This window comes from Micromonospora sp. AB353 (assembly GCF_049538395.1).
Taxonomy (GTDB): domain Bacteria; phylum Actinomycetota; class Actinomycetes; order Mycobacteriales; family Micromonosporaceae; genus Micromonospora; species Micromonospora aurantiaca.
Window position 1 is genome coordinate 21,725 of record NZ_JBMVFV010000048.1, and the last position, 22,114, is coordinate 43,838.

The 22,114-nt window shown below is 73.0% G+C and carries 16 protein-coding genes; 9 read left to right on the plus strand and 7 right to left on the minus strand.

Features of this window, described 5'->3' with window-relative positions; genetic code table 11:
• Nucleotides 1-5: 5 nt before the first annotated feature.
• Genes ACPCK6_RS19605 through ssd form a run of 4 tightly spaced genes read right to left on the minus strand, consistent with a single transcriptional unit; the run spans nucleotide 6 to nucleotide 3,848 of the window.
• Nucleotides 6-734: a type II secretion system F family protein gene (locus ACPCK6_RS19605; protein WP_396882044.1), complete on the minus strand. Its 729-nt coding sequence runs from the start codon at nucleotides 732-734 to the stop codon at nucleotides 6-8.
• Complete coding sequence (locus ACPCK6_RS19610) at nucleotides 734-1,540, minus strand: hypothetical protein (RefSeq protein WP_396882043.1); 807 nt, start codon at nucleotides 1,538-1,540, stop codon at nucleotides 734-736. Before ACPCK6_RS19610 ends, ACPCK6_RS19605 begins: the two co-directional genes overlap by 1 nt.
• On the minus strand, nucleotides 1,537-2,748 hold the full coding sequence (locus ACPCK6_RS19615; RefSeq protein ID WP_423481831.1) for a TadA family conjugal transfer-associated ATPase: 1,212 nt from the start codon (nucleotides 2,746-2,748) through the stop codon (nucleotides 1,537-1,539). The genes ACPCK6_RS19610 and ACPCK6_RS19615 overlap by 4 nt, the downstream gene beginning before the upstream one ends.
• Nucleotides 2,745-3,848 (minus strand): septum site-determining protein Ssd, encoded by a 1,104-nt coding sequence (gene ssd / locus ACPCK6_RS19620; protein WP_396882041.1) that lies wholly within the window; start codon nucleotides 3,846-3,848, stop codon nucleotides 2,745-2,747. The genes ACPCK6_RS19615 and ssd overlap by 4 nt, the downstream gene beginning before the upstream one ends.
• A 247-nt stretch (nucleotides 3,849-4,095) precedes the next feature.
• Here ssd and ACPCK6_RS19625 point away from each other — a divergent pair, with 247 nt between their 5' ends.
• The 3 genes from ACPCK6_RS19625 (at nucleotide 4,096) to ACPCK6_RS19635 (ending at nucleotide 6,924) form a co-directional block, all read left to right on the plus strand.
• Nucleotides 4,096-4,791, plus strand: a complete 696-nt coding sequence (locus ACPCK6_RS19625) for a VHL beta domain-containing protein (protein WP_423481832.1) — start codon at nucleotides 4,096-4,098, stop codon at nucleotides 4,789-4,791.
• Nucleotides 4,792-4,833: 42 nt separating this feature from the next.
• Entirely contained in the window at nucleotides 4,834-5,793 is a 960-nt protein-coding gene (locus ACPCK6_RS19630) for a phosphotransferase enzyme family protein (RefSeq protein WP_423481833.1), read from the plus strand.
• A gap of 324 nt (nucleotides 5,794-6,117) precedes the next feature.
• The gene (locus tag ACPCK6_RS19635) at nucleotides 6,118-6,924 is read left to right on the plus strand and encodes an HAD family hydrolase (protein WP_013283636.1); all 807 of its coding nucleotides are present in this window, start codon (nucleotides 6,118-6,120) and stop codon (nucleotides 6,922-6,924) included.
• 13 nt (nucleotides 6,925-6,937) lie between these two features.
• Here ACPCK6_RS19635 and ACPCK6_RS19640 read toward each other — a convergent pair whose 3' ends face one another.
• Complete coding sequence (locus ACPCK6_RS19640) at nucleotides 6,938-7,684, minus strand: Fic family protein (RefSeq protein WP_135242913.1); 747 nt, start codon at nucleotides 7,682-7,684, stop codon at nucleotides 6,938-6,940.
• A gap of 222 nt (nucleotides 7,685-7,906) precedes the next feature.
• Between ACPCK6_RS19640 and acs the strand changes: the two genes are divergently transcribed.
• The 5 genes from acs to ACPCK6_RS19665 all read left to right on the plus strand — a co-directional run bounded on the left by acs (nucleotide 7,907) and on the right by ACPCK6_RS19665 (nucleotide 17,243).
• Nucleotides 7,907-9,895, plus strand: a complete 1,989-nt coding sequence (gene acs, locus ACPCK6_RS19645) for an acetate--CoA ligase (RefSeq protein WP_396882038.1) — start codon at nucleotides 7,907-7,909, stop codon at nucleotides 9,893-9,895.
• Between the two features lie 233 nt (nucleotides 9,896-10,128).
• Nucleotides 10,129-12,912 carry an immune inhibitor A domain-containing protein gene (locus ACPCK6_RS19650; RefSeq protein ID WP_423481834.1) on the plus strand — a complete coding sequence of 928 codons (2,784 nt, stop codon included), beginning with the start codon at nucleotides 10,129-10,131 and terminating at the stop codon, nucleotides 12,910-12,912.
• A gap of 356 nt (nucleotides 12,913-13,268) precedes the next feature.
• Nucleotides 13,269-15,671 (plus strand): immune inhibitor A domain-containing protein, encoded by a 2,403-nt coding sequence (locus ACPCK6_RS19655; RefSeq protein WP_423481838.1) that lies wholly within the window; start codon nucleotides 13,269-13,271, stop codon nucleotides 15,669-15,671.
• A gap of 168 nt (nucleotides 15,672-15,839) precedes the next feature.
• Nucleotides 15,840-16,178 carry a hypothetical protein gene (locus ACPCK6_RS19660; protein WP_194802019.1) on the plus strand — a complete coding sequence of 113 codons (339 nt, stop codon included), beginning with the start codon at nucleotides 15,840-15,842 and terminating at the stop codon, nucleotides 16,176-16,178.
• 132 nt (nucleotides 16,179-16,310) lie between these two features.
• Nucleotides 16,311-17,243 carry an alpha/beta fold hydrolase gene (locus ACPCK6_RS19665; RefSeq protein WP_423481835.1) on the plus strand — a complete coding sequence of 311 codons (933 nt, stop codon included), beginning with the start codon at nucleotides 16,311-16,313 and terminating at the stop codon, nucleotides 17,241-17,243.
• 1 nt (nucleotide 17,244) lies between these two features.
• On the opposite strand, the gene ACPCK6_RS19670 is transcribed toward ACPCK6_RS19665, so the two are convergent.
• Together ACPCK6_RS19670 and ACPCK6_RS19675 are read right to left on the minus strand one after the other, a co-directional pair.
• Nucleotides 17,245-17,610, minus strand: coding sequence for a UCP033725 family protein (locus ACPCK6_RS19670; RefSeq protein ID WP_121684991.1), 366 nt, complete (start codon nucleotides 17,608-17,610; stop codon nucleotides 17,245-17,247).
• Nucleotides 17,607-20,753 carry an SseB family protein gene (locus ACPCK6_RS19675; RefSeq protein WP_194802021.1) on the minus strand — a complete coding sequence of 1,049 codons (3,147 nt, stop codon included), beginning with the start codon at nucleotides 20,751-20,753 and terminating at the stop codon, nucleotides 17,607-17,609. The genes ACPCK6_RS19670 and ACPCK6_RS19675 overlap by 4 nt, the downstream gene beginning before the upstream one ends.
• Before the next feature lie 152 nt (nucleotides 20,754-20,905).
• On the opposite strand from ACPCK6_RS19675, the gene mycP reads away from it, so the two are divergent.
• The coding region (gene mycP / locus ACPCK6_RS19680; RefSeq protein WP_423481836.1) for a type VII secretion-associated serine protease mycosin at nucleotides 20,906-22,114 on the plus strand (1,209 nt) is incomplete at its 3' end.

Genomic DNA, 22,114 nt, shown 5'->3' on the forward strand with positions numbered 1-22,114 from the left:
ATGGTTCACAGCACGTCGCCGAGAACGGCGACGATCACCGGCACCAGACCGGCGAGAATGAAGGCCGGCAGGAAGCACAGCCCGAGCGGCAGCACGATGAGCACGCCCGCGCGGCGGGCCGCCGCCTCGGCCGCGGTCGACCGTTCGGCACGCAGGTCGTCGGCCAGCCGGGTCAGCGCGCGGGCCAGGGCGGCGCCGCTGTTCGACGATCTGATCGCCGCCGCGACCACGGGTTCGGCACCGGCGACGCCGTCCAGGTGCGCCCACGCCTCGCCGGGGCCGCCACCGAGCCGAAGCGTCCGGCCCACCCGGCCGAGCCGGTCCGCGAGTGGCCCGCCGAGCGCCTCCGCGACAGCCAGCACCGAACGGTCGACCGGCGCGCCCGCCCGCAGCGCGGCGGCCAGCAGGTCAGCGGCCAGCGGCAGGTCGGCGGTCTCCCGCAGTCGCCGTTCCCGGACGGCGCGCGGCTCGATCCGGCGCAGCAGACGGTCGGCGACGACACCGGCCGGCAGCCCGAGGACCACGCCCGTCACCCCGCCGACCACCACCGCCACGGCGATCCCGGCCAGCGCTGCGCCGAGGCGTACCCGATCCGGCCACCACGCCGGGCGAGCCGGCGACGGAGCCGGGGCGAGCCGGCGCAGCCGCCGCGCCGGGCGGACGACCGGGCCGGCGACGACCAGGAGCGACGCGGCGCCGCCGAGGCAGACGGCGGCCAGCACCTGGCGCGACATCAGGCGTCACGCCCGGGCGTGACGCCGAGCCGCTCGGCCCAGAGCAACCCGCCGACCTGCAACACGACCGCCGCCACCGCGCTGCCCGCACCCACCGGCGTGTGCAAGAGCACCGCCACCGGATCCACCCCGATGCCGTAGCCGAGCCCGATCCCGCCGAGCGGCAACGCGGCGAGCAGCCAGGCGGTCGCCCGCGCCCCCGCGGCCTGGGCGGCGGCAGCGGCAAGTCCCCGGTCGGCGGCGCGGGCGTCGGCCTCGATCCGTTCCAGCAGATCGGCCAGCGGCGCGCCGGTCCGGTCGGCCAGTCTTCCGGCGGCTCGGGCCAGCCGCGCGACGCGCCCCGGGCCGTCGTCGACACCGCCGTCGGCGGGTAGCCCGGCCCGCAGGTCGGCGGCGACGGCGGCGAGCCGGTCGAGATCGCGGCGGTGCGCGAGGTCGGCCGTCCGGTGGGTACGCCGGCGCAGCACCGCCCGGGCCGCGAGCACGCCGTAGGCGGCGAGCACCACGGCGGCCACCGGGCCACCGAGCAGCGCCCCGATCACGGCACCACCCAGCGCCGCCACCGGCAGCACGCGTCCGGCGGAGAGCGCCGGCGCTGGCGGACGGGCGGACGCCTTCGGCCCGGAGTCGAGCGGCCGCCGTGGCGGGTCCGGCGGTGCTGAACGCGAGCCCTTCGCCCGCTCGGCCGGGGTGCCTGCCTCGACCAGGACCGCCAGGCGCCGGGCGCGACCGGCCCGCACCGGCCAGGCGACGGCCACCGCCGCGGCGGCCAGGAGCAGGACCGCCGGCCAGAGGTGGCCGGTCACGACGGTTCCGCCGGGGTGGGCCACGCCGCCTGGAGGATCGGCGGCACCGGCGTTCCCCGCTCTCGCAGCAGGTCGGCGAGCGCCCGGGCCGCCGGACCGAGACCCCTGCCGCGTACCCAGGCCGGGACCACTCTCACCACCCGGTCGGGCCCGTCGGGCAGCAGCAGGCCGATGGAGTCCAGGACACGTCCCTCGCCGGTGCGGCGGAGCTGGAGGACGACCTGCAACGCGGCGGCGACCTGGGCGTGCAGCGCGAGCCGGGGCAGGCCACCGAGCATCCCCAGCGCCTCCAACCGGGCCGGAACGTCGGCCGGGGCGTTCGCATGCAGCGTTCCCGCCCCGCCGTCGTGGCCGGTGTTCAACGCGGCCAGCAGGTCGACCACCTCGGCGCCCCGGCACTCGCCCACCACCAGCCGGTCCGGTCGCATCCGCAGCGCCTGCCGGACCAGGTCGCCGAGCCCGACGGCACCGGCACCCTCGACGTTCGCCGTCCGCGCCTGCAGGCCGATCACGTGCGGGTGCACCGGACGCAGCTCGGCGGCGTCCTCCACCAGCACGATCCGCTCGGTGCCGGGCACCAGCCCGAGCAGCGTGTTCAGCAGCGTCGTCTTGCCGGATCCGGTGCCGCCGCTGACCAGGTACGCGAGGCGGGCCGCCACGAGCGCGGCGAGCAGCGGGGCGACCGGCCGGGGCACTGTGCCGCGCTCGACGAGTTCGTCGAGGGTGAACGGCCGCTGCCGGAAGGTACGCAACGACAGGTAGGGCCCGTCGGTCGCTACCGGAGGCAGCACCGCGTGCAACCGGGTGCCGTCGGGCAGGCGCGCGTCGGCGTACGGGGAGGCGTCGTCGAGCCGGCGCCCGGCCGCCGAGGTGAGGCGCTGCGCCAACCGGCGTACGTCGTCGAGTGTGCCCAACGGCACGGCGACCTGCTGAAGGCCCCGTCCCCTGTCGACCCAGACCCGCACCCCGTTCACCAGTACGTCGGTGACCTGCGGGTCGGCGAGCAGCGGTGCCAGTGGACCGGCGCCGACCAGGTCGTCGTGCACCCGGTCGGCGATCCGCAGCAGCGTGGTGTCGCCGAGCACCGCCGTCGCCGGTTCGGCGCGTACCGCGGAGACGATCGCGGCGGGCGTGACCGGGGTGGCCTCGGCGGCGAACCGGTGCCGGACCCGCGCGGCCAGTTCCCCCGGGTCGGCAGACGCGGTCACGCCGCACCCGCTGCGGACGACCCGACCAGCTCGCCCACGAGCCGCTGGCACAGCACGGCGAGCGGCCCCTTCCCGCTCGCGCCCGGCGCCTCGCCCCGCTCCAGCCCGCGGCACAGCCCGGGCTCGGGTCGCAGCGTGCCGGCGAGCGGCAGCCCCAGCGCCCGGGACACCTCGGCCGCGCGCAGCCGGCCGGGCGCCGGACCACGCACGACGACAGACAGGTCCACGCAGTGCGGCGCGGCGACGGCGGCGACCCGGGCCGCGGCGGCCGCCGCCCGCAGCTCGGCCGGTACGACGAGCAGCGCCCGGTCGGCGGCCTGGAGCGCGATCACCGCCGCGTCGTCGAGGTGCCGGGGCAGGTCGAGCACGACCAGGTCCCGCCCGCGCCGGCCGGCGTCGACGGTGGCGGCCATCGCCTCGGCCGGCAGGTGCCGCAGGTCGCCCCGGTCCCAGGAGAGCACCACCAGGTCGCCCCGGCTGGGCAGCGCGCGGATCAGCGACGGCGGGTCGACCCGCCCGTCCGTGCCGGCCAGCTCGGGCCAGCGCAACCCGTCGAGTTGCTCCCAGCCGAGCACCAGGTCGAGACCACCGCCGAGCGGGTCGGCGTCGACGAGCAGCGTGCGGAGCCGGGACCGGGCCGCGCTGACGGCGAGCCCACCTGCCAGCACGCTGGCTCCGGCACCGCCCCGGCCGCCGAGGACGGCCACCACCCGGCCCTGACCCGGGCCCGCCGGACCGGCCACGCACTCGGCGAACCGGTCGACCAGCCAGGGCTCAGCCGCCGGCAGCGTCGCGACGTGCTCCGCGCCGACGAGTTCGGCCAACTCCGTACCCGGATCGAGCTCTCCGGAGCGACCGACCAGGACCGTGCGGGCGCGGCGGGGAAGGCGCGCCCGCAGGCAGGCCGCCGCCTGGTCGGCGCCGATGAGCACCAGCGGCGCCGGCGCCCAGCGGGCCCGGGCGGCGGCCGGGTCGGCCGCCAACTCGACCTCGGTGCCGCCGGCCGCCGCGAGTCGCAACAGCTCGTCGAGAAGGTCGCCGTCGGAGGTGACGAGCAGGGGCAGGCGACGGTACGGCGGGAGCGGGGTACGGGGCGGCATGGCGGCCTCCATCAGTCGGACTCGGACGTGCCGGGGTGCAGCCTGCCCGGCCGGAGGAGGTGAGACGGGTGCCCTGTGGACAACGGAGGTCGTTGTGGACAGACCTCGGTGGCCCGGTTGATCTGCTATGTGCCGGGGACGGAGGCAACGAGTGGCCCGTCGGCCATTGACGACGGGGACGATCAGTAACGGATAATCGGGGCCCCTCGCCGCTCGATGAACGGCACCGGCTTGCGGAATCGAGGCCATGACCGATTCACCGCACCCCCTCACGCCCCCCTCGGTACGACCCCACTCACGGTCCGCCCCCGCGGCTGGCAACGAGATCTGGCTCCGCGATCCGTCGCCGACGCTGCTCGCCGCCATCGCCATCGGACTCGTGGTCGTGGTGCTGGCGAGCATCGTCAGCGTCTTCGCCACACCGCGTCGCCCCGACCTCCCGCCGCCGCTCGAAGGCCAGGCGATCCTGGCGTCCCCGACCAGGGCGGGCTCGGTGACCGAGATGCCGGCTGAGTCCTACGCGCCGCCGTCGGTGTCGTTCTCCAGCCGTGCCGTGCCGCCCAGCCGCACCGCCGCACCGACCCGCCGCCCCACCCCGAGCAGCCGGCCGACCTCGTCGAAGCCCACGCCTCCCCGGCCCAAGCCGCCGGTGGTCGGGCCCGGGGAACTGGCCCCGCTGCCGGCCTCCCGCGAGTCGCGGCTGCGCTCGCACGGCGGTGGTCCGTCGACCTTCATCGACTTCGTCAACACCCGGGAGTCGACAGCCGTTGTCCACTGGATCAACTACGACGGCCGGCGCCAGCAGTACGCGGTGCTCCGGCCCGGGCAGTCCTACCGGCAGCAGACGTACGTCGGTCATCCGTGGGTCGTGACCGACGAGCGGGGCCGAGGGCTGGTGTGCTTCGAGCCGGACCGGCGGACGTTACGCGCGGTGATCCGGTAACTCCCTTGCCGGGCCCGACCGGCGGCTGCGACGCTCCGTCGGGTGATCGACAAGCCTGATATCGACGAGCGGACGCTGGCGGCCGAGGTCGCCGCCGCCTGGCCGGTGGACGTCGTCGACCTGGTGTTCATGCCGGTCGGGCTCGACGGGCAGGCATGGGCGTACCGGGTGGAGACGTCCGTCGGCGGGCGCTACTTCCTGAAGGTACGGCGGGGCGACTTCACCCCGGCCGCCGTCCTGCTGCCTTCTTTTCTGCGCGCACAGGGCCTTCGGCAGGTGGTGGCGCCGCTGGACCACGGTGGCGCCGGGCGCGGGTACGGGGACTATCGGCTACTGCTCTACCCGTTCCACGACGGCGGCAGCCTGTGGGGGCGCGGTCTCACCGACCGTCAGTGGACCGAGTACGGCGATTTCCTGGGCCGGCTGCACCGGGTCACGCCGAGCGCGGAGGTAGCAGCCGTCCTGCCGGTCGAGACCTACCGATCGGGTGCGGGTGAGCGGCTGCGGACCCTCGGCGTACAGGCCGCGACGAGCGAGGTCCTGGGTGCCTTCTGGGAGCGGTACGGCGCCGCGCTGCACCGGTTGGCGGAGACCGTCGACGACCTGGGGTCGCGCGTGACGCCGGGGCAGCACGTCATCTGCCACGCCGACATCCATCCGGGCAACCTCATCGCCGACGGCGACGGGCCGCTGCACGTCGTGGACTGGGACGCGCCGATCCTCGCGCCGCGCGAGCGGGACCTGATGTTCGTCTACAGCGCCGACTTCGGCGACCACCCGATCGACGCACGCCGGGCCGAGCTCTTCCGCGAAGGCTACGGGGCGCTGGAACCGGACCCGGTCCTGCTGAGTTACTACCGCAGTGAGCGACACCTCGACGACGTCGCGGCCTTTCTGGGCAGCATCCTCAATCCGGAGGCCAGTACGGAGTCCCGGGCCAGTGACCTGTACTGGCTCACCCGGATCGCCGAGGCGGTCGCCGACCCCGGCTACGCGCCCTGATCTCACTGCAGACGCAAAGGGACGACCCCCGTCGGGGGGAGACGGGGGTCGTCTTGTGGTTCGGCTCCGGGGGGGTCGAGCCGAACCGACTCAGCGGTTACGGGGGGTGCAACCGCCGAGGCCCATCGGCGCCGGGTATGCGAACTCCCGTCGCGAGGACAAGCATGCCGCAGTCGACCCTTATACGTCGAGTGTTGTTCACTCCACGCAAAGCTAAATTCATCGATAGCTACCTGTGACCGCCGTCACTCCACCGGGTGCTCATCGGCTTTCGCGACCCGGGCGGACGCCTCGACGCCTCCGGTCGGGCTAGACTTTCGCGCCGTGGGCCGTAGCGCCGCTTTCTTCGATCTCGACAAGACCGTCATCGCCAAGTCGAGCGCCCTGGCGTTCGGTCGGCCGTTCTACCGGGACGGGCTGATCACTCGGCGTGACGTGGTCAAGTCGGCGTACGCGCAGTTGATGTTCCGGCTGGGCGGCACCGACGAGCAGACCATGGCCCGCACCCGGGACTACCTCGCCACGCTCTGCAAGGGCTGGCCGGTGGAACAGGTCCGCCAGATCGTCGCGGAGACACTCCACGAACTGATCAACCCCTACGTGTACGCCGAAGCGGCCGCCCTCATCGAGGAGCACCAGGCCGCCGGGCGGGACGTGGTGCTGGTCTCCGCGTCCGGCGACGAGATGGTCCGGCCGATCGGTGAGCTGCTCGGGATCACCGACGTGATCGCCACCCGGATGGGCGTGGTGGACGGCCGCTACAGCGGCGAGGTCGAGTTCTACGCCGCCGGCCCGAGCAAGGTCGAGGCGGTCAGCGAACTGGCTCTGGAGCGCGACTACGACCTGGCCGACTCGTACGCGTACTCCGACTCGTACTCCGATCGGCCGTTGCTGGAGTGCGTGGGGCATCCGACGGTGGTCAACCCGGACCGGGCGCTGCGCAAGCTGGCGGTGGAGAACGCGTGGCCGGTGCTGGAGTTCCGGCACCCGATCCCGCTGGGCCGCCGGCTGCGCGAGCGGCCGGCGGTGCCGGTCGCGGCGGCGGCGCTCGGCGTGGGCGTCGGCGTGGCCATCGGCATCGCCTGGTACGGCCGGCACCGCCGCACCCGCGCCGCCGCACCCACCGCCTGACACCCCGCGCCCGTCAGGACGCGGCGAGGATCTCGTCGCCGATCAGCGTGATCTGGTCGGCGCCGACCTCCACCGCTGTCATGTAGTGCCGCAGCCAGGAGCGCAGGCCGTCGGGCGTGCCGGTGGCGAACGCGCCGGCCGCGCCCACGTACTCGGGTTCGCGCTCGCGGTGACCGACGTCCACCGCGACCAGCCCGCGGGGGTCGAACCCGGTGGAGATCAGCACCAGCCGGGCGGCGGCGCGGGCCACCACCCCGGACGGGCCCGGGAACGGGCGCAGGTTCAGCAGCTCGCCGTGTACGACGGCGGCCAGCACCAGCGGTGGCACCTTGGTGCCGCCGGCGACCAGGGCGGCCAGGCCGTCGAGGCGGGCCGCGACCACCGGGTCGGCGACCGGCCGGCCCAGTTCCTCCTCGGTCACCACGTCGCGGGCGGCGAGTACGTGCAGCCGGGCCATCACCTGCCGGGGGGCCTTCGGCCAGAGGTCGCTGAGGCCGGGCAGTGCCCCGGCGACCCGCAGCGCGCCCTGGAGCACCGGGTCGGTGACGGTGCCGGCGCGTACCTCCTCGCGGTCGTGGACGCGGCCCTCCAGCGCGGCGCTGGCCACGGCGGAGCGGAGGCTGACCTCGGCGGCGACCTGGCCGCCCTGGCGGCGCAGCGCGCGGTGCCGGTGGGCCAGGTCGACCCGCTCGCGGGCCTGCTCGACGGCGGTGGCGACGTCGGCGAGCGCGAGCAGCGGGGCGAGCGGATCGGTGGTCACCCCGTCACGCTAGCGACCGCCGGGCTCCCCCCAAGCCCGGGGTTGTTAATAAAGGGCCCTTCCTCTACCGGAGGCGTTAATAAGGTGCCCTTCCTTACACCTCGGCGCGAGGGGAGGGCCACTGGGCGCGCGGTGAGGGGCCGGGCGGTCGCGGGCGGGGTACGGCGGGACTAACCTTCCCCGGAGTAGGAGACGCAGGTCACGCGACGAAGGAGTCACCGCATGAGCGAGGCATTGGCCAACTTGCTGAACGAGACGCGCCAGTTCCCGCCGCCGGCTGAACTCGCCGCGAACGCCAACGTGACCGCCGAGGCGTACGAGGAGGCGGCCGCTGACCGGCTCGCCTTCTGGGAGCGCCAGGCCGGCCGGCTGGCCTGGGCCCAGCCGTGGGAGCAGGTGCTCGACTGGTCGAACGCCCCGTTCGCGAAGTGGTTCACCGGGGGCAGGCTCAACGTGGCGTACAACTGCCTGGACCGGCACGTCGAGGCGGGCCTCGGCGACAAGGTGGCGATCCACTGGGAGGGCGAGCCGGGCGACACCCGTACGGTCACCTACGCCGACCTGCACAAGCTCACCTGTCAGGCGGCGAACGCGCTGACCGAGCTGGGCGTGACCGCCGGTGACCGGGTGGCGATCTACCTGCCGATGATCCCGGAGGCGGCGGTGGCGATGCTCGCCTGCGCCCGGATCGGCGCCACGCACAGCGTGGTGTTCGGCGGCTTCTCCGCCGACGCGCTCACCAACCGGATCCAGGACGCCAGCGCCAAGGTGGTGATCACCGCGGACGGCGGCTTCCGCCGGGGCAAGCCGTCGGCGCTCAAGCCGACGGTGGACGAGGCGGTGGCGAACTGCCCGTCGGTGGAGCACGTGCTGGTGGTCCGGCGTACCGGTGAGGAGGTCGCCTGGTCGGCGAAGGACCACTGGTGGCACGAGACGGTGGAGACGGCGTCGCCGGAGCACGAGGCGCAGGCGTTCGACGCCGAGCACCCGCTGTTCATCCTCTACACCAGCGGCACGACCGCCCGGCCGAAGGGCATCCTGCACACCACCGGCGGCTACCTGACCCAGGCGTCGTACACCACGCACGCGGTGTTCGACCTGAAGCCGGAGACGGACGTCTACTGGTGCACCGCCGACATCGGCTGGGTGACCGGGCACTCCTACATCGTGTACGGCCCGCTCTCCAACGGCGCCACCCAGGTCATGTACGAGGGCACGCCGGACACCCCGCACAAGGGCCGGTTCTGGGAGGTCGTCGACAAGTACAAGGTGACCATCCTGTACACCGCGCCGACGCTGATCCGCACCATGATGAAGTGGGGCGAGGACATCCCGGCCGGGTACGACCTGTCGTCGCTGCGTCTGCTCGGCAGCGTCGGTGAGCCGATCAACCCGGAGGCGTGGATCTGGTACCGGCAGCACGTCGGCCGCGGCGAGCTGCCGGTGGTGGACACCTGGTGGCAGACCGAGACGGGCGCCATCATGATCTCGCCGCTGCCCGGTGTGACCGAGGCGAAGCCCGGCTCGGCGATGAGCCCGCTGCCCGGCATCGTCGCCGACGTCGTCGACGACCAGGGCCAGTCGGTGCCGAACGGCGGCGGCGGATACCTGGTGCTGAAGGAGCCGTGGCCGTCGATGCTGCGGACGATCTGGGGCGACGACAACCGGTTCCTGGAGACGTACTGGTCCCGGTTCGGCGCGGGCGCGAACACCGGCGACGAGTGGGTCTACTTCGCCGGTGACGGCGCGAAGAAGGACGACGACGGGCACATCTGGCTGCTCGGCCGGGTGGACGACGTGATGCTGGTGTCGGGCCACAACATCTCCACCACGGAGGTGGAGTCGGCACTGGTCAGCCACCCGTCGGTGGCGGAGGCGGCGGTGGTGGGCGCGACCGACCCGACCACCGGCCAGGCGATCGTCGCGTTCGCCATCCCGCGCGGCAGCGCGGAGATCTCCGGTGACGCGGGCGAGCAGCTCATCGCCGAGCTGCGCAACCACGTGGCGAAGACGCTCGGCCCGATCGCCAAGCCGCGGCAGATCATGCTGGTGCCGGAGCTGCCGAAGACCCGCTCCGGCAAGATCATGCGCCGGCTGCTGCGGGACGTGGCGGAGAACCGGTCGCTCGGCGACGTGACCACGCTCCAAGACTCCTCGGTGATGGAGTTGATCTCGTCGGGGATGAGCGGCGGGAGGTCCGACGAGGACTGACGCCGACCGACGATGAGGGGGCGGGCCGCCGGACGGTCCGCCCCCTCGTCGCGTCCGGGATCCGCGCCGGTCGATCGGGGGAGCCGGGACTGACCTGATCGGCCAGAGGGCCTGATCAGCTCTGTCGATGTCGCTCGTCGTCGGTTACGTTCAGCCAGCCGGCGGATTTCGACGAGCGTCACTGAGACGGCCGGTCCCTCACCATTCCCTACGAACGGAGTGGCATGCTCCCCATGTCGCAGCACAGGGCACGGCGACGCTTACTCGTCGCACTGCCCGCCATCGCGCTCGCGGCCACGTCGCTGACCGTGACGGGCAGCGCGGCGGCTCAGCCGGCCCGGTCCGCACCGGTCACGATCGGGGCGGACGAGCACTACATCAACTACGCCGAGCCCGAGGTCCAGCCGGACACCGGCGGCAAGGAGGTCAAGGGCCGCGACGGCATCTTCTCCTCGCCGGCGGACGAGGCCCGCGCCTACGACCGCAAGTACGCCGGGGGCAACCCGATCGCGGCGCGCGAGCTGGCCAAGCTGGAGGCCAAGTCCATCCGGACCGGCCAGAGCCCTCGCAAGATCAAGAAGGCGAAGAGTACGCAGACCGCCAAGCTGCTGACGCTGCTCGTCGAGTTCAACGACCAGGCCAACGACGACTTCACGAACGTGATGGTCCCGAAGACGGTGTTCGAGGACCGCACCTGCGTTCCCGGCACCGTGCAGAACGGGCCGCGGCACAACACGATCCCGAACCCGGCCACGCTGCCGCACAAGGACAACAACTCGATGTGGGTGCCGGACTTCTCGCCGGCCCACTACGACAAGATGCTGTACAGCAAGAAGGGCATCACCGAGCGGGTCCGCAAGGATCTGAAGGGGCCGGACGGCAAGCCGGGCATCAGCCTCGCCGGCCGGACCATGCACAACATGTACCTCGAGATGTCCAAGGGCGCGTACACCGTGGACGGGCAGGCCAGCCCGTGGATCACGGTGCCGCACTCGGAGGGCTGGTACGCCGCCTCGCGCTGCTTCCAGGACGAGAACGGCAACTGGGTCGCCGGGCGTGAGCAGTCGATGAACGGCCACCCGGACAACCCGCAGGGTGCCGGCCGGCTCGCCACCGACGCGATCGACGCACTGGCCGCGTCCGACCCGGACTTCCCGTGGGCCGACTACGACATCGAGGACCAGAGCGACCGCGACGGCGACGGCAACTACCACGAGCCGGACGGCGTGATCGACCACCTGGTGCTGGTGCACGCCAACCAGGGCAAGTCCCGCGGTGGCGGCGACGTCGGCATCTACTCGGTCTGGGCGCACTCCTCGACCGTGGCCGGTGGCTACACGATCCCGGGCACCAACCTGAAGGTGTCGAACTACATCGTGCAGCCGGAGGACGCCGGCGTCGGCGTCTTCGCCCACGAGTTCGGGCACGACCTGGGTCTGCCGGACCTCTACGACACCTCCGGCAACGCCGACTCCGACGTGGACTTCTGGGACCTGATGGCGTCCGGCTCGCACTCCGGGGAGATCTTCCAGGCGCTGCCCACGCACATGGGCCTCTGGGACAAGTGGGTGCTGGGCTGGGCCGAGCCGAAGACGTTCGGGCCGGGCGACCGGTCCAAGCTGGTCAACCTCGGGCAGACGTCGCGTACGCCGGTCGGCACCGAGGACGGCATCAAGATCGACCTGCCGGACAAGGTGATCTCGCTGGCCACACCGCACAGCGGCTCGAACATGTGGTACTCCGGCGCCGACCAGGCGTGGGCCGACGTCAAGCTCAGCCGTACGGTGTCCGTCCCGAACGCCGCGGACGCGAAGTTCTGGATGTGGAACAACTACGTCATCGAGGCGGACTGGGACTACGGCTTCGTCGAGGTCTCCACCGACGGCGGCGCCACCTGGAGCGAGCAGAAGGTGTACGCCGAGGGCGGCGCGCTCGTCTCCACGAACGACGGCTACGCCGACCCGAACGGCCGCATGGTCGACTTCGGCAACAAGAAGTACGGCCTGACCGGCAGCACGGGCGACTGGCGGCACGACTACGTCGACCTGTCGTCGTACGCCGGGCAGACCGTGCAGGTGCGGCTGCGCTACGCGACCGACGAGGCGTTCCAGGAGCGCGGCTGGTTCGCCGACGACTTCTCGGTGACCGGTGGCGGCGCCACCACCTGGAGCGACGACGTGGAGAGCGGCGCGGCGGGCTGGACCCAGACCGGCGGCACCTTCACCGACACCAGCGGCGCGGGTTGGTACATCGACTCGGGCACCCAGGTGAAGTCGCACTACTACCTGGCCGAGTGGCGTAACTTCGACGGCTTCGACAAGGGCCTGAAGTACACCTACGACACCGTCTACTCGCACGAGGCCTGGAAGGTCGACCGGATCGCGTACAACGCGCCGGGCATGCTGGTCTGGTACCGGGACACCCAGCTCGGCGACGTCAACCACGTCACCGCGCAGATGACCGCGCTGCCCAGCTACGGCGCCAAGGGCGGTCTGCTGATCGTCGACTCGCACAACGACCCGCTGCGCCGCAAGGGCGTCGCGGCCGAGAAGGACCCGTCGGTGCTGAAGAACCTGCCCAGCCGGCCGCAGTCCTCCAACGCCGCGTTCGGCCTGAAGCCGACGTACCCGTTCAAGGAGTGCCTGGAGGCGGCGGACGAGCCGTACAGCGAGTACTGCACGAAGTTCGGCCCGCAGGCTCCGGTGCGCGGCTTCACCGACGCCAAGGGCTGGTACCCGGGCATCGAGATCCGTGACGGCGCCGCCTACTCGCGGGACAACGACGCCTCGGTGGTCATCCCGTCGCGGGGCAACCAGCAGTACACGACCCGGGTGGTGAACCCGGACGGCACTCCGGCGACGGACTACTACGGTTCGACGCTGGGTGGCGGGGCGATCGTGCTCGGCACCGGCAACCCGGGTGACGCGGGCGTCCAGTACGGCGTCTCGATCATCATCAAGCGGGCCGCCAAGGACAACTCGTACGCCCAGGTGTACGTGGTTCCGCCGCGGAGCTGAACGGTACGGTCAAACCGGAACCGGAATGACCGAAAAATGATCTGAACGGCATCGATGGGGGAAGGGCCGGGAGCGTGAGCGCTCCCGGCCCTTCCGCGTAACCAATTGATCCATGACTGTCACTGCACTACATGATCGACGCATCGCCGCTGGTCAACGGCTCGGTGACGGTGCGGCGTGTGACGGCGGAAAGCATCCCCAACAAAAAGTTGCTACAAATCGACGCACACATCTTCCCACCAGTCGCAGCAGTGTCTATGTTCACCCTTGGTCCCACTAGTGGGACGTTCCACCGGCCCGTACCCCCAGTTGGGCCGGTTCCCTCACACCGGAGGTACCACGTGCGCAAAGTCGCAGTGGGTCTGCTCGGGCTTTCGCTGACCGCGACGGGGCTGATGGCAGGCACGTCCGCCAGCGCCGCGCCGACGCTGAAGCTGCCGGCCGCCGCTCCGTCGGTGGCCGAGCCTGCGCAGGCTGAGCACGACCTGCCCAACCCGCTCGAGGAGAAGCGGCGCGCGCTGCGCCAGGAGGGCCTGAGCGAGGTCCTGTCCGGCAGGGCGAAGGCCCAGAAGATCAACGGCAGCACGGTCGTCAAGGTCGGCGAGCGGGCTGCCGAAGGTGCCGCGGCGGGCAGGTCCGCCAAGAGCACCAAGGCCGGCAAGGGTCCGACCAAGGACCAGTACGTCGAACTCTCCCGCGAGCGGACCGACAAGATCTTCGTCATCCTCGCGGAGTTCGGCGACGAGCGGCACCCGAACTACCCGGACCAGGACACCGACCCGGACACCCCGGGCCCGACCCGGTTCGACGGTCCGCTCCGCAACCAGATTCCGCAGCCCAACCGGGCGGTGGACAACTCGACGGTGTGGCAGGCCGACTACAGCGCCGACCACTACCGGCAGCTGTACTTCGGCACCAACCCGGGTGACGAGTCGCTGAAGCAGTACTACGAGGCCCAGTCCTCGGGTCGGTACAGCGTCGACGGCGAGGTCACCAACTGGGTGAAGGTGCGGTACAACGAGGCTCGCTACGGCCGCTCCGGCGGCTACCCGTGCGCCTCGAACGTCTGCACCAACACCTGGGCGCTGGTCCGCGACGCCGCCAACCAGTGGGTCGCCGACCAGAAGGCGCAGGGCCGCTCCGACGCGGAGATCGCCGCGGACGTCAAGGCGATGGACGAGTGGGACCGGTACGACTTCGACGGCGACGGCAACTTCAACGAGCCGGACGGCTACATCGACCACTTCCAGATCGTCCACGCCGGCGGTGACGAGGCCGACGGTGACCCGTACCAGGGTGAGGACGCCATCTGGAGCCACCGGTGGTACGCCTTCGCCAGCGACCAGGGCAACACCGGCCCGGAGAACTTCCCGGCCGGCGGCACCCAGATCGGCAACACCGGCGTCTGGATCGGTGACTACACCATCCAGCCGGAGAACGGTGGCCGGAGCGTCTTCTACCACGAGTACGGCCACGACCTCGGTCTGCCGGACGACTACAACGTGGTCAGCGGCGGGGACAACAACAACGAGCACTGGACCCTGATGGCCCAGAGCCGGCTCGGCGCCAAGAACGACGGCGGCATCGGCGAGCGCGGTGGCGACCTCGGCGCCTGGAACAAGCTCCAGCTCGGCTGGCTCGACTACGAGGTCGTCGTGGCCGGCCAGAAGCGCACCCTGGAGCTGGGCCCGCAGGAGTACAACTCCAACAAGGCCCAGGCCGCCGTGGTGGTGCTGCCGCAGCGGGAGTACACGTTCCAGAACGGCAAGCCGTTCGAGGGTACGAAGCAGTTCTTCTCGGGCAACGACGACGACCTGAACACCACGATGACGCGCACTGTCGACCTCACCGGGAAGACCAGCGCCGCGCTGTCGATGAAGGGTCGCTACAGCATCGAGGCGGACTACGACTACCTGTTCTTCGAGGCGTCCACCGACGGTGGCCAGACCTGGACCTCGCTGCCCGGTACGGCCAACGGCACCCCGCTGAAGGAGATCTCCCCCGGGCGCTACGCCCTGGACGGCTCCAGCAACGACCAGTGGGTCGACGTCAACATCCCGATGGACGCGGTCGCCGGCAACGTCGTGCAGTTCCGGCTGCGCTACCAGACGGACGGCGGTGTCTCCGAGGGCGGCTTCTACGGTGACGCGATCACCGTGACCGCCGACGGTCAGACCCTCCTCACCGACGGCGCCGAGGCCGGTGCCAACGGCTGGACCCTCAGCGGCTTCAGCATCGTCGAGGAGACCTACACCCGTAAGTTCGACAACTACTACATCGCCGGCAACCGGTCGTACGTCTCGTACGACAAGTACCTCAAGACCGGCCCGTACTTCTTCGGCTACGCGAACACTCGCCCGGACTACGTGGACCACTACGCGTACCAGGAGGGTCTGCTGATCTCCTACTGGAACCTCCGGTTCGCGGACAACGACACGTTCGCGCACCCGGGTGAGGGTCGGAACATGATCATCGACGCGCACCCGCGGCCGATCTACAACCTGACCGGGGCGCCCTGGCGGGCCCGCGTCCAGGTCTACGACGCGCCGTTCAGCCTGAAGAAGGCCGACTCGTTCACGCTGCACCTCAACAGCCAGCCGCAGTACATCCGCGGCCAGGCGGCGCAGCCGCTGTTCGACGACACCAAGCAGTACTGGTACCCGGAGCTGCCGAACCACGGTGTCAAGCTCCCGGCCACCGGCACCAAGATCAAGGTTCTGGAGCAGAACGGCACCTCGCTGAAGGTCCGCTTCTCCTGATCCACTGATCGACGCACCACACGATGCCCGGGCGGTTCACCCGCCCGGGCATCGCCCTTTCCGGGAACCCGGCGTACCCCGCCCGCGTCCCATCCGTTCGACACCCGCACCACGCTGCCGGCCGCCCCGCGACGGGCTGATCGCCGGCGCGGCCGAGACGGAGGATCCGTGTCCGACGACCACCAGCCGGCCGCGAGCGGCCCCGCCTCGCCCGCCGATCACCCCACCCCGCTGTCCGCGACCGACCTGCCGACGCTTCGGCGGCCCACCGGGCCGCCGAAGACGCCGACCGACAACCGGCCGACGGGCGTCGTCGCCGGCTGGATCACCCGGGGCGGCTCCGGGCCGTGCTACGGCCTGATCGACGAGAACGGCACGGAGTACGCGGTGTACGGCCCGAACGCCGGTGAGCTGCGCAAGGGCGACCTGGTCACGCTGCGGCTCACCGCACGGGACCGCTCCGTCGACTGCGGACCGGGCATCCCCATGCGGATCATCGAGGAGTGACAGCCGGTGGCAGGCCGCGCACGACGCCGGGAGTCGGCCCGGGTGCGCGGTTCCAGGTGACCGCCCGGAGAAATCCCTGATCCTCGTCACCTGCGGGTCCGGTGGGTGACCGGCGGCCCTAGGCTGTGCCCCATGACCGACCAGCGCGGCGGACCCGTCGACGACTCCTGCGTCCTGCCCGAAGGGCCGTGGACGCACCGGTTCGTCGGCGCCAACGGCAGCCGGTTCCACGTCGTCGAGGCGGGCACCGGTCCGATGGTGCTCTTCCTGCACGGCTTCCCCGAATACTGGTACGCCTGGCACGAGATGCTGCCGGCGGTCGCCGACGCGGGCTTCCGGGCGGTCGCGGTCGACCTGCGCGGTTACGGCGCGAGCGACAAACCACCCAGGGGGTACGACGGCTACACGCTCGCCGCCGACGTCGCCGGCCTGATCCGGGCGCTCGGTGAGCGGTCGGCGACCGTTGTCGGCACCGGCGCGGGCGGGCTGATCGGCTGGACCGCCGCCTCCTTCCACCCGACCCTGGTCCGGCGGCTCGTGGTGCTCGGCGCGCCGCACCCGCTGCGGCTGCGGGCGGCCATCTTCGCCGACCCGCGCGGCCAGTTCACCTCGGCCACCGCGACGCTGAAGTTCCAGCTCCCCCGCTACGAGCACGTGCTGACCCGCGACGACGCCGCCGAGGTGGAGGAGATCCTGCGCCGGTGGGGCGGGCCGCGCTGGGTGTCCGGCCCCGACTTCGCCGACTACGCGCACTGCTGCCGGGTGGCGATGCAGATCCCGCAGGCCGCGTTCTGCGCGATGGAGGGCTACCGCTGGGCATTCCGCTCGGTGCTGCGGCTGCACGGCTACCGCTTCGTGAAGCTGATGCAGAAGCCGCTGGTCACGCCGACCCTGCAACTGCACGGCGCCCTCGACCGGGCCTCACTTCCCCGTACCGCCCAGGGCTCCGGCCGCTACGTCACCGCACCGTACGAGTGGCGGCTGCTCGACGACGTGGGCCACTTCCCGCACGTGGAGGCGCGCGACGTGGTGCTCGGCGAGATCCTGCGCTGGGCGAAGTCCTGACTCAGACCCGCTGCTCGCCCAGGTCGGCCACCTCGGCCGCCGGCGCCCAGCCCTGGTAGACGCCGAAGTCGAACGCCTCCAGCCCCATCGCCTCGGCCACCGGCCAGCGCCCACCGGTGTACTCGACCCGCAGCCAGCCCTCGTGCTCGGCCAGCACGATGAACGGCTGCCCCTGCCAGGTGCAGGTGGTCCGCACGTACGCCAGATCGTCGACCTCGGCGGCCGGCACCACCCGGACGTACCGGCCGGGGCGTACCTCGGTGAATCCCTCGCCGGGGCCGGGCTGGTAGAGACGGATGTCGTCGCCGTCGGGGCTGGCCTGGTACTCCCGGCCCCGCCAGCGGGCCACGTAGCCGTCGCGGCTCACGCCTCGCCCGCCTTCCGCCACAGCAGCTCGTCGGTGTCAAGGACGGCGACCAGCCTGCTGTCGCCGTCGGCGCCGACCCGCCACAGCTCGGCGCCGTGCGGGAGCCGGGCGCTGTCCACCTTGAACTCGGCGATCACGTCGCTGCTCTCCCCCGGCGCGAAGCCGTTGCCGCGGAACGGGGGCCGCTCGATCACCCAGCCCTCCATCGCCCGCATCGCCGCCTCGTTCGGGCCGCCGTACGGGATCCGGTAGAGGCTCGGCCGGTAGGCGGGCCAGCGCAGCAGGTAGATCTCCTCGTCGTCGGGGGAGAACGGCGAGCCCGGGTGGCCGAGCCCGAGCGCGCCGTACAGCTCCGCCGGGGTACGCAGATGCGCCAGCTCCCCGGCCCGGTGCACGAATCCGGAGACCCGGTCGTAGCCACGCTCCAGGTAGTACGCGAGCTGGCTCGCCGCGATCGCCTTCTGCATGGTCACCGGCCGGTTCGCGGCGATGGTGGGCGCCTCCGGGCGCTGTCGTTCCGCCGGCTGCGGCGCGGCGGCCGGCTCCGGGTCGTCGCCGAGACCCACCTCGGCCGCCCAGTTGGCGAGCGCCAGAACCTGCTCCCCCGGGTACGTCGCGCCGACCGGGCTGCCCGGGTTCACCCGGAACGACCAGGCCGCGTCCGGCCACCTGCGGATGAGCTGCACGAACTTGACCCGTACCGTCTCGATCTGGCCCTCGGTGTGCTCGGCCAGGCGTTCCGGCGAGGTGTAGACCGAGACGCACCGCTCGCCGTCGACGTGGTCGGCATGCCAGACGAAGCCGGCGTCGCCCGGCCGGCTGCCGGTGGCCGAGTCGGGCGCGACCGGCAGCAGCACCCGGGCCAGCAGCAGGGTGGTGAGGAAACCGTCGGTGCTGCCGCTGCCCGCGGCGGCCAGCAGGTCCTCCTCGACGTCGTTCGCCGGTACGAACTCGGCGGCCGGCGGATCGTCTGGCGTGGCGGGTGCCGCGGGCTCCGCCGTCGGCGGGGACAGCGCGACGGTGGCGTCGCTGGACGCGAACAGCGACGTGGTGACAGGTTCGTCGTCGCTGGCCGCCGGCTCGAAGAGGGAGACGGTCGGCTGCTCCGCCGGAGCGGGATCGGACAGCGGCGTGGTCGGTGCGGGGTCGAACAGCGAGACCGTCGGCTCAGCCGGCGATGACGCGAACAGCGACGTCGTGGCCTCGTCTGCCGAGGACGACGCCTCGAACAGCGACGTGGTCGGCTCGGGCGCCGACGTGAGCGACACCGTCGGCTCAGCCTCAGCCGGCGACGTGGACAGCGGCGCAGTCGGCTCGCCCTCAGCCGGACCGGTCAGCGGCGCGGTCGGCTCGGCGGGCGCCGGGTCGAACAGCGAGACGGTCGGCTCGGCCGATGACGACGTGAACAGCGGCGCCGTGACCTCGCCGGCCGAGGACGACGGCTCGAACAGCGACGTGGTGGGCTCGGACGCGGACGCGAGCGACACCGTCGACTCGTCGGGCTCCGAACTCCGGTCCGGTCCACCGAGGTGGGTCGGCGCCGGCTCGGCGAGGTTCACCGTGTCGTCGGCGACCGGACGGTCCACGGAGAGCGGCATCGTCGGGTCGGCGGTGCCGGCCCAGGGCCCGCCCTCGGCCGGTTCCGCACGCATCGGGCCGGTCGGCTGCGCGGACCGGACCGGCTCCGGCTCGGTCAGGTCGCGGGCCTCGATGACGGTGCCCTCGATGACGATGGGGGTGAAATCGCGGCGCGACACGGGCGGCGCGGACACCGGTTCGGCGATCGACGGCGGCAGTTCCTCCATCGGCTCGTCGAGCGTCTCCCACCGCGCGGTGTCACCATCCGTGCTGCCCGGCGCGGCCCCCCACCCGTCGGCAGTGGCCGGTCCGACGTGCGCGGCGGTAGCCGGTCCGGCCTGCGCCGCAGTGGCCGGGGCGGTCCGCGCGGCCGGGGCCGGGCCGGCGTGCCGCCGGGGCAGCGCCTCGGTCGCGTCCTCGGACGGGCGGGTCGGCCGGAACGCCTGGGTGGCCTCCTCCGATCGGGGCACGGTCGACGGCTCGTCCGTCCGTGTCGGGAAGGCCTCGGTCGGGCCCTCGCGTACCGGCTCGTTCAGCGGCCGCCGGCGCGGAAACGGCTGTCCGCCGGCGAACCGGGTCGGCGGGGCGGCACGCTCACCGGCCCGGCGCGACGGATCCAGCGGTGACGGGCGACGGGCCGAACGGCCACCGGACGAGGGCTCGAAGAAGGAGCGGGCCGGCGGCGGAGCGGCGGCGGCCGTCGGCGGCTCGTCGGCGGCTGCCTCCGGGGCGGCGGCGAACGGGTCCGGCTCGTCCGGGCGGCGGCGCAGGTCGGTGAGCCAGCCGTCGAGGGCGTCCGTGTCCGGCTCGGCACCGGGAGCGGTCCGGCTCGGGACGTCGCCGTCCGGCCCTCGGCGGCGGGGCGGCACCGTGGGCAGCCGTCGCCCCAGGACCGAGGCGGCCCGCATCGGTACCGTGGGCGGCTCACCGGCCTCCATCAGCCGCTCGTCCCGGCCGGGCGCACCGGCGACCGGCGGCACGGCCGGGGGCGGCATCGCGGGTGGCGGCACGGCCGGTGGCGGAACAGCGGCCGGCGGGACGGCGGCATGGGGCACGGTCGCGGGCGTGACGGCGGCCGGGGGGACGGGAACGGCAGGCGGCCGGGGCGCGGCCTCGGGCACCGTGTTCCGGGCCCCCCGGGTGGCGTTCTCCACCCGTTCCAGCCGGGCGCGGGCGCCCATGGTGCGGCCGGGGAGGCGGACGTCGCCCCGGGAGAGCTGAGCCACGTACCAGGCGGGCAGGTAGCCCTCGATCGGCAGGCCGGGATTGACCGCCAGCCACCATTCGGGGTTGGGCCAGCCGGCCGCCAGATCCGGGTAGGGGACGCGGCGGGTGGCACCCGCGTTCTCCCCCAGGCTCGCGCGCAGCGCGGCGACGGAGGTGAAGGCCAGGACGTGGGTGCGACCCCCGGCGGTCCAGGTGCCCCACCCGGCGGACGGCCCGCTCGCGATCGGAAGCAGGAGATCGACACGGGTCAGCACGCGGAAGTACTGCTGCTGGTCCTGCGCGCGCAGCGCATCCCGCATCGCCACCTCGGCCTCGGTGGCCGGCTCCCATCCGGTCACGGCCACCTCTCCTTCCGCGAACAGGCCACAGGCATCGCATACAACCTACAAGGTGGCGGCAAGATCAGGACTTCTGCCCATCGACGGGCGGCCCCGGAGTGAGAGAGGCGCTAACATCCCGTTCCGGAGCCGACACGCTACGGAGGTCGTCGATGTCTCGGCCAGTCGCGTACCCCGTCGTGGCCGCCCTGGCGACGCTCCTCGTCACCGGAGTTCCGGCCACCGCGTCGGCGGCTCGCGCGCCGGCCGGCTGCGCCTCGCCGCCCGCGCCGGCCCGCCCGGTCGCGGACCAGCCGTGGCCGCAGCAGCGGTACGCCCCGGACCGGCTCACCCCGCTCGCGACGGGCGCCGGAGTCGTGGTCGCGGTCGTCGACTCGGGTGTGGACCGGTCCCACCCGCAGCTCGCCGGCCGCGTACTCGACGGCGCCGACTTCCTCGACCGGGGCGGGGACGGCACCCGGGACTGCGCCGGGCACGGCACCGGGGTGGCGAGCATCATCGCCGCCGCGCCGCAGCCCGGCGTCGCGTTCCGCGGCCTCGCGCCGGACGCGCGCATCCTGCCGGTACGGGTCAGCGAGCAGCAGGTGGTCGAGGGACGGGAGTCGGGGCGTACGGTCGACGCGGCCGGGTTCGCCCGGGCGATCCGCTGGGCCGTGGACCACGACGCCGACGTGCTGAACCTCTCCGTGGTCCTGTACGCCGACGACCCGGCGGTACGCGCCGCCGTCGCCTACGCGGTGCGGCGGGACGTGGTCGTGGTGGCCGCCGCCGGGAACCTGCACGACAACGGTGATCCCCGGCCGTACCCGGCGGCGTACGACGGGGTGCTCGGCGTCGGCGCGATCGGGCGGGACGGGACACGCTCGGCGTTCTCCCAGACCGGCTCGTACGTGGACGTGGTCGCCCCTGGTAGCGAGGTGCTGATGGCGGCGCCCCGGTCGGGGCACCAGCGGGCGGAGGGGACCAGCTACGCCACCCCGTTCGTGGCGGGTACGGCGGCGTTGCTGCGCCAGTACCGGCCCCGGCTGAGCGCGGACGAGGTGGCCGGGCGGATCGTGGCCGCCGCCGACCCGGCACCGGGGCGGGACGCGGGCTACGGCGCGGGGGTGCTGAACCCGTACCGGGCGGTGACCGAGTCGGCGGGCGCGACGGATTCCCGTACCCGGCCGGGTGCCGCGCTCCCCGAGGACCGCCCGGATCCGGCCGCGCTGGCCCGCCAGTCCCGCCGGGACTCGGCCCGGGACCGGGCGCTGCTGGCCGCCGCCGTGGCGGGCGGGGCGGTGGTGCTCGTGGCGGCGCTCGCCCTGGTGCTGCCGCGCGGCGCGCGGCGACGCTGGCGGGCCGCCGACCCGGCCGGCACT